The organism is Dictyobacter aurantiacus, assembly GCF_003967515.1.
GTDB lineage: Bacteria > Chloroflexota > Ktedonobacteria > Ktedonobacterales > Ktedonobacteraceae > Dictyobacter > Dictyobacter aurantiacus.
This window is the reverse complement of the sequence record NZ_BIFQ01000002.1, coordinates 37,613-50,464: the sequence shown is the minus strand read 5'-3', so window position 1 is coordinate 50,464 and position 12,852 is coordinate 37,613. Positions and strand designations below refer to the sequence as shown.

Here is a 12,852-nt window from a genome sequence, read left to right as displayed (position 1 = left end):
TAGGTTTCCCGTTCAAACCTTCTTCCCCTTATTGGGGTCGCGTCTCCTGCATGGGTATAGCTCTCTACTGCGGAAAGAGTGCTATTCAGGAGATAGTGGGTGTCACCAGCTTCCCACCAGGCGTGCCTTCTCCCGCTCGGTTCTAGGATTAAAGCAGTCTAGCCTTCACCATGTCGAGATTGCTCTGAGAGGCTCTCCGGCTTGCTGGAGCCATTGCCCTCCCTGTCTAGGCGTTATACTATGGTCCCTGCTACCCTTTCGGGGGCAGGTAAAACGCTGAGCATACTTTCGTTCCCATAGAAAGTAGGGGATTGCTCCCCGCTGAGATGATGCCCTAGTACGGGCGTAACGCAGTACGCACATTGGCGCCCCCATTTCTCCAGCAAATACTCGCGCACTTCATAGCCTGCCAATGCACTTTGCTGATACTGGGTCCCCGCAATTTCAGGGTTCTCCATCAACTGCGGATCAAATTTCACAAGCTCCTGGCTTATGGTCTGAATGGGAGCGTAGCGAGCAAGACGGCGAACCCAGGTCAATATGTTCGCCATCCTGCTTTCGAGCGATGGTTGGAGCCACCCTGCCTGCCGTTTTCGATTAGCCCAGCGAGCTTTTCGATACCGCGTCTTTCGCTGTCTTCGACTGCGACGAGCAGACCGGCGATCATCCAGGGCTGCTTTCACGCTCTGCCCACGATGAGCAAGCTCCGCCGCAAACACGACGTCTCCACTGTGGTCATTCACCACAACGATCCCCGTAGTTTTTGATCCGGGGTCAAGTTTGACCCGGAGTGGATGAATCGTTGGACACTCGATCGCTCTTTTCAGGATCACCGTAAACGGACACTGCCTCAACACAGCCGCTTTCCCTGTCGTTAAAAGCTTCCTGGCACGGGCCGGATGGACAGGATGTACGGGATGCCTGTTGGCATCGACAACAAAAACGAAACGCACGGAGAGACTCCTTTGCTTTTTCAAGCTCACTGGTTTCCCAGGTAATGTTCGCCTCGACAATGTTATAGAGCGGTTTGATGCCAACGACACTGATTTTTCCCCGACAATCTGTTTAATCGTTGACCGTAGAACTGAGAGCTGGCAACGCACCCACAGGTACCTATCTATTCGCTCCTAACGTAGCTATTGCTAGCTGAGTCTGGTCAATACAGGCTTTTTCAAGCCTCCTCCTTCAGGAGGGGGTTATTGACGACGTCTATCGTCTTGTTTCTCGATCCTCTCCAGGTCAACCTTTTCGCTCGTTGCTATCAGGAGATGTCTAGCGACTGGATAGCGCCTTCACGCAGAGTGAAGACGAAGGTAGCCGGTCCATTGTAGCCCCCAACAGATTGTACATGACCTGCTATAATGGTTCCTTCCGCATTCTTTTCACTCTGTGGCTGGAAGCGCACATGAACACCGAATGTCTCTCGCTGTGCCCAGTCCCGGATCTGATGAAATCCTGTGTACGTCGAAACATCAACCAGTGTGGCATCTGGAGCAAATAGCGCCATAAAATCGTCGAGCTTGTCCTGGTTTATCGCCTCAATCGCCTGGCGGACGAGTGAGGAGCGAAGTGATGCTGTTTCCAATTACTTTTCCTCCGTTCTCATGTATGGTATGCTTTTCGAAATTTTATAGTCATTATACTACTATAACATCCCTTTTTCCTATCGCATGCCGATGCTACAGGAATTTTTTACTCTATTGCTCTCTTCTTACTAAACAAGAGCCGCCTCGTACCTGTAATCGGGCACGTTCCTTTCATGGTTTAACCATAATCTATCGCAACGTAAATAAACGGGTCTTGTACGTTTGGCTGATGATTTGTACATGTTGACGATGTTTGTCACGATTTCAAGATAGGTGTACAGAATTTCAGTCAAACGTACAAGATTTATCGCCTGCGCTTTGAGTAGACTATGAGACAGATCACATTCAACTAGTGATCATTCAGGACCGATGAACACAGAATGGTTTACCGCTCAGGAGGTCATCTTTGTTTCTTTTGTATGCATGTGGAGGTATGGGAGAAGCGCGTACCTGAAAAAGATAGCTCTCACCAATGGGGTGAGAAGAATGAGTAAGAAGGACATAGAGAAGAAAGTGATGAAGACGAACATGCAGATCAAAACTCTGCCCATGCTCGGACCCGAGCCAATGGAGATGGCACTTCATATCAATGGGCACGTATCCACTCTCCTGCTCGATCCCCGTACAAGCTTGCTTGACGCCCTGCGTGAACACCTGAACCTATCAGGCACCAAGAAGGGCTGCGACCAGGGAACTTGCGGAGCCTGCACGGTCTGGGTAGATAAGCGACGGGTCCTGGCGTGTCTGACTCTGGCCATCACTTGCCAGGGCCATGAGGTAACGACCATTGAGGGGCTGGCCGGGGAAACAGAGTTGCATCCCATGCAGAGGGCGTTCCTGTCTCACGATGCATTTCAGTGTGGCTATTGCACTCCCGGTCAAATTATGTCTGCGGTCGCCCTGCTCGAAGAAGGGCATGCCACAAACGACGCGGAAATTGCCGAGTGGATGAGCGGCAACATCTGCCGTTGTGCTGCCTACCCCAATATTCGTGCCGCCATCCGCGAAGTCCGCGATGCAAAAGGAGGAAGCAGCCATGAAGCCGATTAATTATGCACGTGCTACCGATGTCACCAGCGCAATTGCCACTGTCAGCGCTGATCCTACAAGAGCCTTTCTTGCAGGAGGTACCACGGAGATCGATCTGTTGCGTCAGGGTGTGGTAGCACCGAGCGGACTCGTTGATATTAACGATTTGCCACTCAAGCAGATTGAGAATCTCGCGGATGGCGGTCTGCGTATTGGAGCGCTTGCACGCATGAGCGAGGTCGCCGAAGCGCCCAGTGTAGTCGAGCAATTCCCGATGATCTCTCAGGCATTGGTACTGGGTGCCTCGGCACAGTTGCGACACATGGCCTCAATGGGTGGCAACATGCTTCAACGAGTTCGCTGTAGTTATTTTCGCAACCTGTCTTCCCCTTGCAATAAGCGCGAGCCGGGCAGTGGCTGCGCCGCGATGGATGGTTTCAATCGTGGTCATGCGATCTTAGGGACCAGCGAGCAGTGCATCGCTACCCATCCCTCGGATGTTGCCGTCGCCCTTATAGCCCTCGACGCTATCATACATGTCGATGGGCCGAACGGTGAGCGTGCGATCGCTATCGACGATTTCTTCCTCTTGCCCGGTGTTACCCCTCACCATGAGCATCCACTCGAGCACGGCGAACTGATCGTTGCAATAGAAGTACCGGCATTGCCAATGGCACGCCAGTCTCTGTATATCAAGATTCGTGATCGCTCTTCGTACGAGTTCGCCCTGGTTTCCGTGGCCGTAGCGATAGAACTCGATGGAAATATAATTCGTGATGTACGTCTGGCGGTTGGAGGTATCGCTACCAAACCCTGGCGAGCGCGTCGAGCTGAACAGATATTGCTTGGGGCGTCGGCAGAGCAAACAAACTTTGCCCGGGCTGCACACGAGGAACTCAGCGCAGCGGTACCGCGCCAATTTAACGCATTCAAGGTTGAACTGGCAGAACGGAGCATCGTCCGCGCCCTGGAGACGATCAGTACGATGGGAGGTAAAGCATGAATACTGCAATTGGGCAGTCCGTTAACCGTGTGGATGGCCGTGCTAAGGTGACTGGCCCCGGTCGCTACTCCACTGAAATCACGCTGGGCAACATAGCATACGCCGTCTTCATTGGCGCAGACGTGCCAAGTGGACGAATCAGCCTCATCAGTACAAGCGAGGCCGAGCAGGCTAAGGGCGTTCTTGCTATCCTCACTCACCATAACCTGGGAAGAATCGCGGCACAACCTCCACTGATCCCCTCGCTGCTTGGCATGGCTGCTCCCGGCGAGACCTTCTTCCCGATGCAAGACGAGGTCGTGCATTACGCCGGTCAGCCTATCGCAATTGTGATCGCTGAGACGCTCGAATGTGCTCAATATGCCGCGACACTGGTACATGTCAGCTACGAGGAGACGCCATCGATAACGACCCTGGAACAGGGGGAAGATAACAGCTATGAACCCGAGCGCATCTTCGGAGGCTTGATACCCGGCCGCCAGGGACGCGGAGATATCGAGGCGGATCTCGCTCGGGCAACTGTGCGCCTCGACGAGACGTATCATTTTGCCGCCAACCACCACAACCCAATCGAGCCATTGGCTACCACCGCTGTCTGGGACGGCGATCTACTGACTTTGTATGACTCTACAATGGGCATCACCGCCACGCAATTGACGGTCGCCGCGCTACTGGGTATCTCTCCATCAAAAGTTCGCGTGATTACACATTTTGTCGGTGGTGGTTTCGGCTCCAAAGCTATGGTCTGGCCCCATGTAACACTGACTGCGCTCGCCGCTCGCCACGTTGGACGCCCAGTGAAGCTCTTGGTGAACCGTGAGCAAATGTTCACATCCTGTGGTCATCGTGAGGAACAGCAGCAGCGGATCATGCTCGGCGCGAATGACGATGGCAAGCTTACTGCGCTCCGTCACCACAAGCTTTCACTGACCTCACCCTTCGACAATTGGGCCGAGCCTTCATTGAACATGTCTGAGCGGTTGTATGCCTGTCAGAGCTATGAGGGGATCTATCGGCTCGTCCAGGGCAATACGATGACGCCAACCTTTACCCGTGGTCCTGGCGAGTCAACAGGAATATTTGCGTTGGAGTGCACCCTGGATGAACTAGCCTATAAGCTTGGCATTGATCCACTTGAACTGCGGATACGCAACCATGCCGATGTTGACCCCGCTACCGGTAATCCCTGGTCGAGCAAGGGTTTGAAGGAATGTTACCAGCGCGGATCTGAACTTTTCGGCTGGCAGGGACGCAACCCGGCTCCCCGTTCGCAGCGCGACGGGAACTGGTTGATCGGTACAGGTATGGCAACAGCCGTCTATCCAGTGGCCTTGTTTATGCCAACCCAGAGCGCGCGCGCTCGCATGTACGCTGACGGTAGCGCAGTTATTCAGGCGGGCACTCAGGATTTTGGTACGGGCATGGCGACAGTAATGACGCAGGTTGCGGCAGAGGGGTTGGGAATACCGCTCGAGCGTGTCCGCTTCGAGTATGGCGACACCGATCTGCCCAACACATCTTCCGCCGTCGGCTCGTCGGGCGCGGGCATGGTGAGCGCCGTAGTCCACAATGCTGTTATCGCGTTACGTGACCAGATTATCGCCCGGGCTATCGCCGATGAGAAGTCACCGTTGTATAACGCCGATCCGAACTCGGTGGTAGTAAGCGGTGGGCGCATGATGCTTCGTGACCGACCGGACAGCGGGGAGACTTACGGTGAACTCCTTCTCCGCCATCGCCTGCAAAACACCGAGGCTCTGGGAAGTTGGACTCCACCACCGTTAAACACTCCCTATGGCCTCGCGACGTTCGGTGCCCAGTTTGCGGAGGTCGCCGTCGACGCCGATCTTGGACTGGTGCGCGTCCGGCGTCTGGTCGGCGTCTTCGCCCCCGGTCGCGTCCTTAATCCCAAGACTGCTCGCAGTCAGCTCATGGGTGGAATGTTGTGGGGACTGGGCCAGGCTCTGTTGGAAGGTACCTATATGGATAACCAACGTGGTCGCTGGGCGAACGCCAGCCTGGGCGAATATCTGGTGACGGTGAACGCTGACGTACCCGACGTCGAAGTGGATCTCATTGAGGTGCATGACGAGATCGTTAATCCGCTTGGCGTCAAAGGCTGTGGAGAGATTGGGCAGGTCGGTTCTGCAGCCGCCATCGCTAATGCCGTGTTTCACGCCACTGGCCGCCGTGTTCACGAATTGCCGATCAGAATCGAGCACCTTTTATAAACAAGCGCAGTACTGGCATCCTGGCTATGCCAGTGCTGTATGGTAATGCCAGTTGGGCATGTCTCAACAAGGAGGTGAAAGTGACACAATCTATACATGAAGCGGCTACAACTAAAGAGCCTGTGACTCTTGTTGAAAGAAGAATCCTCAAACCCGGACATGAAAATGACTTCTATGCCTGGGTTCAACGCGCTATTGCCGCAAGCGAGCGCTTTCCTGGTGATCAGGGAGTCTCTATTCTTACGTTCGGAAAGGAACAGTCAAATGTACGCTATGTAGTCCATCGTTTCGCTGATAATGCCACTGCGCGCGCCTGGATGCAGTCAGGAGACCGGGCCAAATTGATGCAAGAGGCCGCAGCTTTCTCGAGTCCCTACACACAAACGTCGAGCGGGATGGCAGTATGGTTCACCCTTCCTGGTCTGCCGGAGGCTACACCGCTAAAGTGGAAGATGTCTCTTGCGATTATCCCATCGGCCTATATAGCAAGTTTAATCATTCTTCTTATTCTCAATGCTTTCGTTCATGGCTGGCCACTTCCTATCACGAATGCCGTTGTGACGGTGTTTCTTGCCTTCCTACTTACGTATATAGGTCTGCCAGTTACGACGCGCCTCTTACATTCGTGGCTCTATCCACAGGAGAAGTAGAGGTTGTGTTGCAAAAACGATGAGGAAGACGAGAATGACGTGGGCTGTGTTGCAATAATACAACTCATCAGATATGATAGATCAAAAGATGAGAAGAGAAGTCAGATGACCACGCAAGCCCTATTCAAATGGCATCATTTTGAAGTTGAGATTATGTTGCTCTGTGTCCGTTGGTATCTTCGATCTAAACTCAAGAATATGCCAGGGCAACTCCCGTTTCTTGTATTCCTCTCGGCGTTTTTGCAACACAACCGAAAGCCTTGCTCGAAGAGTGGGTTCACGAGCATCCTGTCGTCTCGATGGATCAAGCCCGTCCGCCTCTGGCTCGCTGGGAAACATGGTTGGGACATCCGCCGCAAGGTGTCTATCCCCCCATCCACATGATTCTGGTCTGGGATAATCTGGCGGGGCACTGCTCCTATGAAATCACGAAGTGGCTCTTTGCCCACGGGATCATGCCGCTTTATACACCGATTGGTGGGTCTTGGCTCAATATGGCCGAGTCGCTGCAACGTATCATTGTTGGGAGAACACTTTCTGGGCAGCATCCCCAGACGCCCGAGCAGATTATTGAGTGGTTAGAGCAGACCGTGAGAGGCTGGAATGCTGATCCTACCCCCTTTGTCTGGAATGGCACAAGCGCCGCAGACGATGGGAACGGGCTCGTCTGCAGCGCTTAGGGGGATCTGGGGCAGCGACCTTTTCCGCAACTTAATTGCCGGATGGCCCACTAGTAGGTGCCACTTGGTCTGGTTACCGCAGGCGTCATGGCTGGCGGGTAGGAGACACTGCTATCATTCTTGGTCTCACCGATTGTGTCAGCTGGATAGATCCCTGTCAACAAAAAAAGAGAGGATTCTGATGTCAGAGCAACAGAGACAAAATACATATATCCATTCGAAACCGAAAGAAATCTTCGAATCCATGATAGAGGCTGCGAATCGTCACGATCTGGAAGCGATGGTGACCTATTTTGCACCCGATTATCGGAGTGAACTGCCGTTTTCCCCGGAAAGAAACTTCACCGGTCAGGCAGGTGTACGAAAGAACTGGAGCTTCTTTTTCTCAACCATGCCAGATTTCCGGGTAGAGATCCTCAGCGAAGCGATAGAAGGAGATAGTGTATGGGCAGAATTGTTCTTCCATGGAACACGGGCGGACGGAGTGAAGCAAATGATGCAAGGGGTGAACATCATGAAAATTCAAGGCGGGCAGATTGTTTGGGGAAAGCTGTATCAGAGTAACGTTCAGCAATCACCTACATATTGATGCAACAGAACCATACGTCAATACGAGAGTTCATGAGGAAGGAAGAACAAAGGCTGCTGATCAGGTGATCGGCAGCCTTTGTTTTGTATTTAGCATGCGTTCAATGCGCGTTCACGTTCTCTGATGCGTCGGAGAGGAGAGTGGAGAGCGGCCTGGTCGACGTGGAAGCGGTGTGCGATGGGGGCCAGTTCCTGATCGGTGGCTGGGAGACGGCAGTGGCGCAGATGCGCCAGGCTGTCGAGCGAGCAATGCAGGAGCGCGGCGAGCTGTTCATCGGAGAGGCCATGACGTTGTTGAGCGCGTGCGAGTGTGGCGGCGAGGAAAAAGGGAACGTGGCTGGCGCGGTGTCCAGCGCGATCGAGATGTGACATGTGTGTGTCCTTTGTGGCCTTGTTCGTGCTCCGGAGGAACGCCCGGGGAATCCCGCGTTCAGAAAACAGAGACGATATCGAACATGTTTTTACCGTGTCGGGTGAGGGAGGCAGCCAGGATCTGCCGCTGGTGTCTCTCGGTTTCGTGTCCTGGCTCAGGACGCCGGTTCACTCCCTGCGGGGGGTAGGAGTGGCATTTCGTGTGGATGAAGCGGGTGGTGTTCACGGGTGGGAGTGGGTGAACGAGCCTGAGAGGGGATGTGAACGCATTCACGAGGGTGGTGAACGGGGCAAAAAAGCGAGAGCGTAGGGTGGCGTTGCAGACTGGCCAGCAGAACCCTGCCCGTGATGTGATGGTGGCGATACCAAAAAGGGGCCACGTGGGGAGTGTTGCGCAAGAGAGGGGAACCAACGCGAGGGAGGGTATGGTGTGAACGACAGCGGGCAGGCGCAGCGCTCCCCGGCGTTGCCTCTCCACCGGGGGAGGGTGGTGTGTGGAAACATAGCACCTGTGGAGAACTGGGGCGGCATTTCTGAGGAAATTTATACGATATCGAACAGTTTTTGTCTATGTAGATGTGTGGGAGGTAGGGGAGTGGGAAGAGGGAGAGAGGTGGGCCAGGAACAGCGTGGTACCAACCAGCCACGCTGTTCCTGGCCCACCTCTGTGAGAACACAGCTCTCCTTCAGCCAGCCCCCCGCATTATTTTCTGCGGAAGTAGTAGGAGAAGACGAGCAGGAGTGGGGAACTGGGGAGGAGGACGGTCAGGTTATGGGTAATGGCAGCCAAGGGAAGGCTGAGGAGCAAGATGAGGGTGGTACAGCGTACCAGGATGAGGCGTGCGGTGTCCTCTGGGGTGACGGGTGTGCTGGTCGTGGGAGAAGCAGGCGTGTTCTGCGTCCGATGGGCGCATGTGGTGCTGGATAGTGCGGTGTGAGATGATCGATTGTGTGGTTGTGGCGTTTTTGTCATGGTCTAACATTCTCTTTTTTCTGTGTGATTGCAATGAGACAAACGTTCGTAAAACGAGCCATCGTGGTTGTGTTTTAAGCACAGCATACGACACTCTTCCCAGACTCCTGCATGGACGGCGCTGTGAGGGTGCTCACTCCTACGAAACTCCTGTGGGGGACGCGATGTGCTCCTATCAGTCTCCTACGGAGCTGTGAAAGAGGGAGCGGTTGTTTATCATCCCTCAGGTATGTGTTATTGACCTCAGCATGAGGTTCTAAAGTCGTCCATGCTTAAACCGATAAAAGGACAGGCGGAATCTTCGTAGCAGATCAGCGGTAGTAATCCTGGAAAAGAGAGCCGCCAGGCTCATCAAGCATCCTTGGAGCTTGAGGCTTGGTGAAGGTGTTGAAACGCCGCTCATGCCGGGAGCGCGGAACAAGCGATGCTGCCAGGCCCAACCCTTGACCGGGTGGGTAGACTCGCAGAGCGAGAGTGACCGGGGTTCGGTAACGCTCATCAATGCAGAAACCCTGCTCACTCTCGGCGCAGAGCGCTCGACTTACCCAGGTCAAGGGCAGCATCGCCCGCGTGACTGGCTCAACGAAATGCCAGGAAGGCGTCTACTTGCTCTGCTTGCATTCTCCAACAGAGCGAATTAGGATATGTGAGGATAGGCATCTTGAGACCGGCTATCTCAGGACAGCAGCCGCAGACTCCTTGATAAAAGGTGGGGATAGACCCTTGATAACCTCAGCGGGGGAGGCATTTGGGACCCTTGATACGTCTATGGGGACTGTATGGGACTCCTGGCCTGTCGATGGGAGCGGTGCCTCCACGGTCGTTGGCCTATCCACCCACAATACCTTTGGGTGCCTTCATCACCCCTGTGTATCCAGCAGGGATGCCTTTTCTTAAGGACATGCCCATGAAAAGCACAGCGAAGAAGCTTTCCGATCTGCTGGCCAAAGGGGCCGAGCACTATGGGTTCCGCGGCCAGGTATGGACCACGGCCCGTGTGGCAGTACTCATCAAGCAGCACTTTGGGGTCAGTTATCATCCTGCCCATTGCAGTCGCCTCCTGAGGAGCCTCAAGCACAGTGTCCAAAAACCAGAGGAACACGCCAGCCAACGCAATGAAGAGGCGATCAACGCCTGGACAGACGAACGGTGGCCCGCACTAAAAAAAAGCCGAGCAGGAACAGCGGCAGATCGTCTTTGTAGACGAGTCGGGCTTCTACCTGCTGCCGATGGCGGTGCGCACCTATGCTCCGGTGGGCCAGACACCAGTGTTGCGAGTGACGCTGACGCGCGATCATATCTCGGCTATTGGAGCGATTACCCCGCAGGGACGTCTCTTTATGCAGACGCAATCCCGTTCCTACAAAGGAGAGGATGTGGTCGGTTTTCTGAAGCACCTGCTGCGCCAGATTCCCGGGAAGTTGCTGGTGATCTGGGATGGATCGAGCATCCATCGCTGCCAAGCGGTCAAAGACTTCTTGGCGCAGGGAGCCGCAGCTCGCCTTCACCTGGAACGCTTGCCTGCCTATGCGCCCGAGTTTAAACCGCAGGAAGGGGTGTAGAATTTGCTCACACGTCGTGAACGCAAGAATGTGTGTTGCAAGGATTCCACCGAGCTGAGTTCTGCCTTGCTGCTGGCTCTTGCTCGCCTTCGGCATCGCAAGCAGACCTTGCGTCACTGTTTCGTTCATGCTGGCTACTCACTTTAGCTTTTTATGCTGAGATCAATAGGACTGATTAGTTTAAACGTCAATTTTATAATGTGCAAGCGTGCGAATGAAAGTGTAGGTTTGGTGTCTGCGACCCCTGGGCACCACGCGCCTGTGGCGCTCAATGAGAAAGTATCAAATACCTGGTAGAGCGCCTCTGGTTTTTGCGCGGGCAGGCGCTTCCAGTTCCACCAAAGACATGATATGCTAAATCTACTCGCCGAGGTCTTGTGCGAGCCATCCTGAGGTATCGAGGCGAAGAGGATCAGTGCCAACCAGCTTTGCCAGGTGTTTCTCTATTTCCTCGATCTGAGCGATACCGATCTGCCGAGCCCATGTATTGCGTAACTCATCAAAGATCTCTTCAGCTTCTCGCAGCATGTTGAATCCGTGTGCGGTGACACAAAGGCGTTTGCGGCGAGCGTCTACCGGATCTACTTCACGCACAATGTATCCGCGCTTTTCAAGTATCCCAATGGTTTTCGCCGCCGCTTGTTTTGAGACCGCTAGACGCCGACCTAACTCTGAAGCGTTGTCAGCACCTGAGGCAATGGCTCGAATTGCGAAGTCGTGAACGGGACGAACATCCTCGTAGCCGCGGGCGGCAAGCTCAACTTGCGCAGCGTCCACCAGTGAACGATAACCACCAATTAAAAGCAGAGTGAGAGTAGCACCTGATCGAGACATAGTTTAACGATAGTAGCATAGCGAACGGAGATCGTCAAGGCCGCCATATTCCAAATTACTCTTCTCAAATCCTATCGCTATCTGTTGCGCACGAGGCTCGTTGCTTTATGGACTTCCTGACATATCGTTGCAGCATAGTGTTGTCTATCAGCTCCCTCATCACGTGAGAATGTATCGTTGGCATTCTCCTCCTTCACCAGAAGTTTTGAAGCTGACTGTTCAGTATCTCGTAGCAATACTGTTTGACAACGACAACCCGGTTGTCTATAATGTATGTAGACAACCGGGTTGTCGAATTAAACTATAGGGGAGATTTATGAGTGACAATAAAATAGGTGCTGTGCTGACTGGTATCTCGCATCATCAAGCAAAAGTGAATGGAACGCAGCTTCACTACGTATCAGCGGGGACTACTGGCTCTCCAGTCTTACTCGTACATGGCTTTCCTGAAACATGGTGGACTTTTCACAAACTTCTTCCACTGCTAGCAGAGAAGCACCGTGTCTTCGCTATCGATCTGCGTGGTTTCGGTGACTCTGATAACGGACCTGGTACGTATGATAGCAAAACCTCTGCCGAAGACCTGCACCTTCTCATCGAAGAGCTCGGCGTTGGTCCAGTACATCTCACAGGCCAGGACATCAGTGGGGCGACCGTCTTCCGCCTCGCGGCCACCCACCCGGAAGACGTGCTCAGCTTTACCGCAATCGAGATGGGCCTGCCCGGGTTTGGCTTAGAGATGCTGGCCGATGTCACACATGGGGGCACCTGGTACATCGGCGTTCTTGCTGCTCCACATATTCCCGAGATGCTGCTCAGGGGCCGTGAGCGCGAGTTCTTTGGACAATTCATATTCCCAGCCATGAGCGTGACACCAGGAGCGATCACCGAAGCTGACATCGACGAGTTCGTACGCACCTACTCTCGTCCCGCAGGCTGGCGTGGAGCGGCTGGACTCTACCAGTCGATGCTCCAGGAGGGCACAGACATTGCAGCGCTCGTCGCCACTCACAAACTGAGCATGCCTGTGCTGGCAATCGGAGCCGGAGGCGGTGAGTTCACCTTCGCAACGATGAGCCAGGTAGCATCGGGCAAGGTCCGGTCGATCTCCCTCGATGGCGTCGGCCACTATGCAGCTCTGGAGGCACCCGAGAAGGTTGCAGATGCTCTTCTCGAATTCTTCGACAGTATCGATACAGCTGGGTAAATCGAAGTGTAGTTGGCTCCTTTCAAATCCTTAATACGACAGTTGTAAAAGCAAGCGGTCCCTCCTCTGGTATAGAGGAGGGGTCGCCTTCATTTCCCGCAACCTATTTATCGTGATGGCAATCGGCGAGCCGGGTG

13 protein-coding genes and 3 pseudogenes are annotated in these 12,852 nt (G+C 54.0%); 10 read left to right on the top strand and 6 right to left on the bottom strand.

The window, feature by feature from the left end:
• Window positions 1–350: 350 nt before the first annotated feature.
• Window positions 351–953: pseudogene (gene iscB, locus KTT_RS25055) on the bottom strand (RNA-guided endonuclease IscB); the annotation flags it as partial.
• Window positions 954–1,261: 308 nt separating this feature from the next.
• Window positions 1,262–1,585 carry a nuclear transport factor 2 family protein gene (locus KTT_RS25050; protein WP_126599935.1) on the bottom strand — a complete coding sequence of 108 codons (324 nt, stop codon included), beginning with the start codon at window positions 1,583–1,585 and terminating at the stop codon, window positions 1,262–1,264.
• 517 nt (window positions 1,586–2,102) lie between these two features.
• On the opposite strand from KTT_RS25050, the gene KTT_RS25045 reads away from it, so the two are divergent.
• The 7 genes and pseudogenes from KTT_RS25045 (at window position 2,103) to KTT_RS25015 (ending at window position 7,768) form a co-directional block, all read left to right on the top strand.
• On the top strand, window positions 2,103–2,636 hold the full coding sequence (locus tag KTT_RS25045; protein ID WP_126603123.1) for a (2Fe-2S)-binding protein: 534 nt from the start codon (window positions 2,103–2,105) through the stop codon (window positions 2,634–2,636).
• The gene (locus tag KTT_RS25040) at window positions 2,623–3,618 is read left to right on the top strand and encodes an FAD binding domain-containing protein (RefSeq protein WP_126599933.1); all 996 of its coding nucleotides are present in this window, start codon (window positions 2,623–2,625) and stop codon (window positions 3,616–3,618) included. Before KTT_RS25045 ends, KTT_RS25040 begins: the two co-directional genes overlap by 14 nt.
• Window positions 3,615–5,849 (top strand): xanthine dehydrogenase family protein molybdopterin-binding subunit, encoded by a 2,235-nt coding sequence (locus KTT_RS25035; protein ID WP_126599931.1) that lies wholly within the window; start codon window positions 3,615–3,617, stop codon window positions 5,847–5,849. Before KTT_RS25040 ends, KTT_RS25035 begins: the two co-directional genes overlap by 4 nt.
• A gap of 80 nt (window positions 5,850–5,929) precedes the next feature.
• Complete coding sequence (locus tag KTT_RS25030; RefSeq protein WP_126599929.1) at window positions 5,930–6,499, top strand: putative antibiotic biosynthesis monooxygenase; 570 nt, start codon at window positions 5,930–5,932, stop codon at window positions 6,497–6,499.
• 105 nt (window positions 6,500–6,604) lie between these two features.
• Window positions 6,605–6,691: pseudogene (locus KTT_RS37935) on the top strand (IS6 family transposase); the annotation flags it as partial.
• Window positions 6,692–6,798: 107 nt separating this feature from the next.
• The gene (locus KTT_RS25020; protein ID WP_235845865.1) at window positions 6,799–7,179 is read left to right on the top strand and encodes a transposase; all 381 of its coding nucleotides are present in this window, start codon (window positions 6,799–6,801) and stop codon (window positions 7,177–7,179) included.
• A gap of 181 nt (window positions 7,180–7,360) precedes the next feature.
• Window positions 7,361–7,768 carry a nuclear transport factor 2 family protein gene (locus KTT_RS25015; RefSeq protein ID WP_160146125.1) on the top strand — a complete coding sequence of 136 codons (408 nt, stop codon included), beginning with the start codon at window positions 7,361–7,363 and terminating at the stop codon, window positions 7,766–7,768.
• A gap of 89 nt (window positions 7,769–7,857) precedes the next feature.
• Here KTT_RS25015 and KTT_RS25010 read toward each other — a convergent pair whose 3' ends face one another.
• From KTT_RS25010 to KTT_RS25000, 3 genes are all read right to left on the bottom strand, one after another.
• Complete coding sequence (locus tag KTT_RS25010) at window positions 7,858–8,139, bottom strand: helix-turn-helix domain-containing protein (RefSeq protein ID WP_126599925.1); 282 nt, start codon at window positions 8,137–8,139, stop codon at window positions 7,858–7,860.
• A gap of 703 nt (window positions 8,140–8,842) precedes the next feature.
• On the bottom strand, window positions 8,843–9,112 hold the full coding sequence (locus KTT_RS25005; RefSeq protein WP_126599923.1) for a hypothetical protein: 270 nt from the start codon (window positions 9,110–9,112) through the stop codon (window positions 8,843–8,845).
• A 256-nt stretch (window positions 9,113–9,368) separates the two neighbouring features.
• On the bottom strand, window positions 9,369–9,611 hold the full coding sequence (locus KTT_RS25000; RefSeq protein WP_126599921.1) for a hypothetical protein: 243 nt from the start codon (window positions 9,609–9,611) through the stop codon (window positions 9,369–9,371).
• 300 nt (window positions 9,612–9,911) lie between these two features.
• On the opposite strand from KTT_RS25000, the pseudogene KTT_RS37570 reads away from it, so the two are divergent.
• Window positions 9,912–10,199, top strand: a pseudogene (locus tag KTT_RS37570) (helix-turn-helix domain-containing protein); the annotation flags it as partial.
• A gap of 142 nt (window positions 10,200–10,341) precedes the next feature.
• A complete protein-coding gene (locus KTT_RS37225) occupies window positions 10,342–10,674 on the top strand; it encodes a transposase (RefSeq protein ID WP_235845864.1) in 333 nt (110 codons plus the stop codon).
• 360 nt (window positions 10,675–11,034) lie between these two features.
• Here KTT_RS37225 and KTT_RS24990 read toward each other — a convergent pair whose 3' ends face one another.
• On the bottom strand, window positions 11,035–11,508 hold the full coding sequence (locus KTT_RS24990) for a MarR family winged helix-turn-helix transcriptional regulator (RefSeq protein WP_126599917.1): 474 nt from the start codon (window positions 11,506–11,508) through the stop codon (window positions 11,035–11,037).
• Between the two features lie 316 nt (window positions 11,509–11,824).
• Here KTT_RS24990 and KTT_RS24985 point away from each other — a divergent pair, with 316 nt between their 5' ends.
• Window positions 11,825–12,715, top strand: coding sequence for an alpha/beta fold hydrolase (locus KTT_RS24985; protein ID WP_126599915.1), 891 nt, complete (start codon window positions 11,825–11,827; stop codon window positions 12,713–12,715).
• The last annotated feature ends 137 nt before the right edge of the window (window positions 12,716–12,852 follow it).

Bases quoted from the DNA above. Each gene is read 5' to 3' on its own strand.
- KTT_RS25005 (WP_126599923.1), bottom strand. From the start codon at position 9,112: ATGACAAAAACGCCACAACCACACAATCGATCATCTCACACCGCACTA.
- KTT_RS25010 (WP_126599925.1), bottom strand. From the start codon at position 8,139: ATGTCACATCTCGATCGCGCTGGACACCGCGCCAGCCACGTTCCCTTT.
- KTT_RS25015 (WP_160146125.1), top strand. From the start codon at position 7,361: ATGTCAGAGCAACAGAGACAAAATACATATATCCATTCGAAACCGAAA.
- KTT_RS25035 (WP_126599931.1), top strand. From the start codon at position 3,615: ATGAATACTGCAATTGGGCAGTCCGTTAACCGTGTGGATGGCCGTGCT.
- KTT_RS25020 (WP_235845865.1), top strand. From the start codon at position 6,799: ATGGATCAAGCCCGTCCGCCTCTGGCTCGCTGGGAAACATGGTTGGGA.
- KTT_RS37225 (WP_235845864.1), top strand. From the start codon at position 10,342: ATGGCGGTGCGCACCTATGCTCCGGTGGGCCAGACACCAGTGTTGCGA.
- KTT_RS25000 (WP_126599921.1), bottom strand. From the start codon at position 9,611: ATGAGCGTTACCGAACCCCGGTCACTCTCGCTCTGCGAGTCTACCCAC.
- KTT_RS24990 (WP_126599917.1), bottom strand. From the start codon at position 11,508: ATGTCTCGATCAGGTGCTACTCTCACTCTGCTTTTAATTGGTGGTTAT.
- KTT_RS24985 (WP_126599915.1), top strand. From the start codon at position 11,825: ATGAGTGACAATAAAATAGGTGCTGTGCTGACTGGTATCTCGCATCAT.
- KTT_RS25045 (WP_126603123.1), top strand. From the start codon at position 2,103: ATGAAGACGAACATGCAGATCAAAACTCTGCCCATGCTCGGACCCGAG.
- KTT_RS25040 (WP_126599933.1), top strand. From the start codon at position 2,623: ATGAAGCCGATTAATTATGCACGTGCTACCGATGTCACCAGCGCAATT.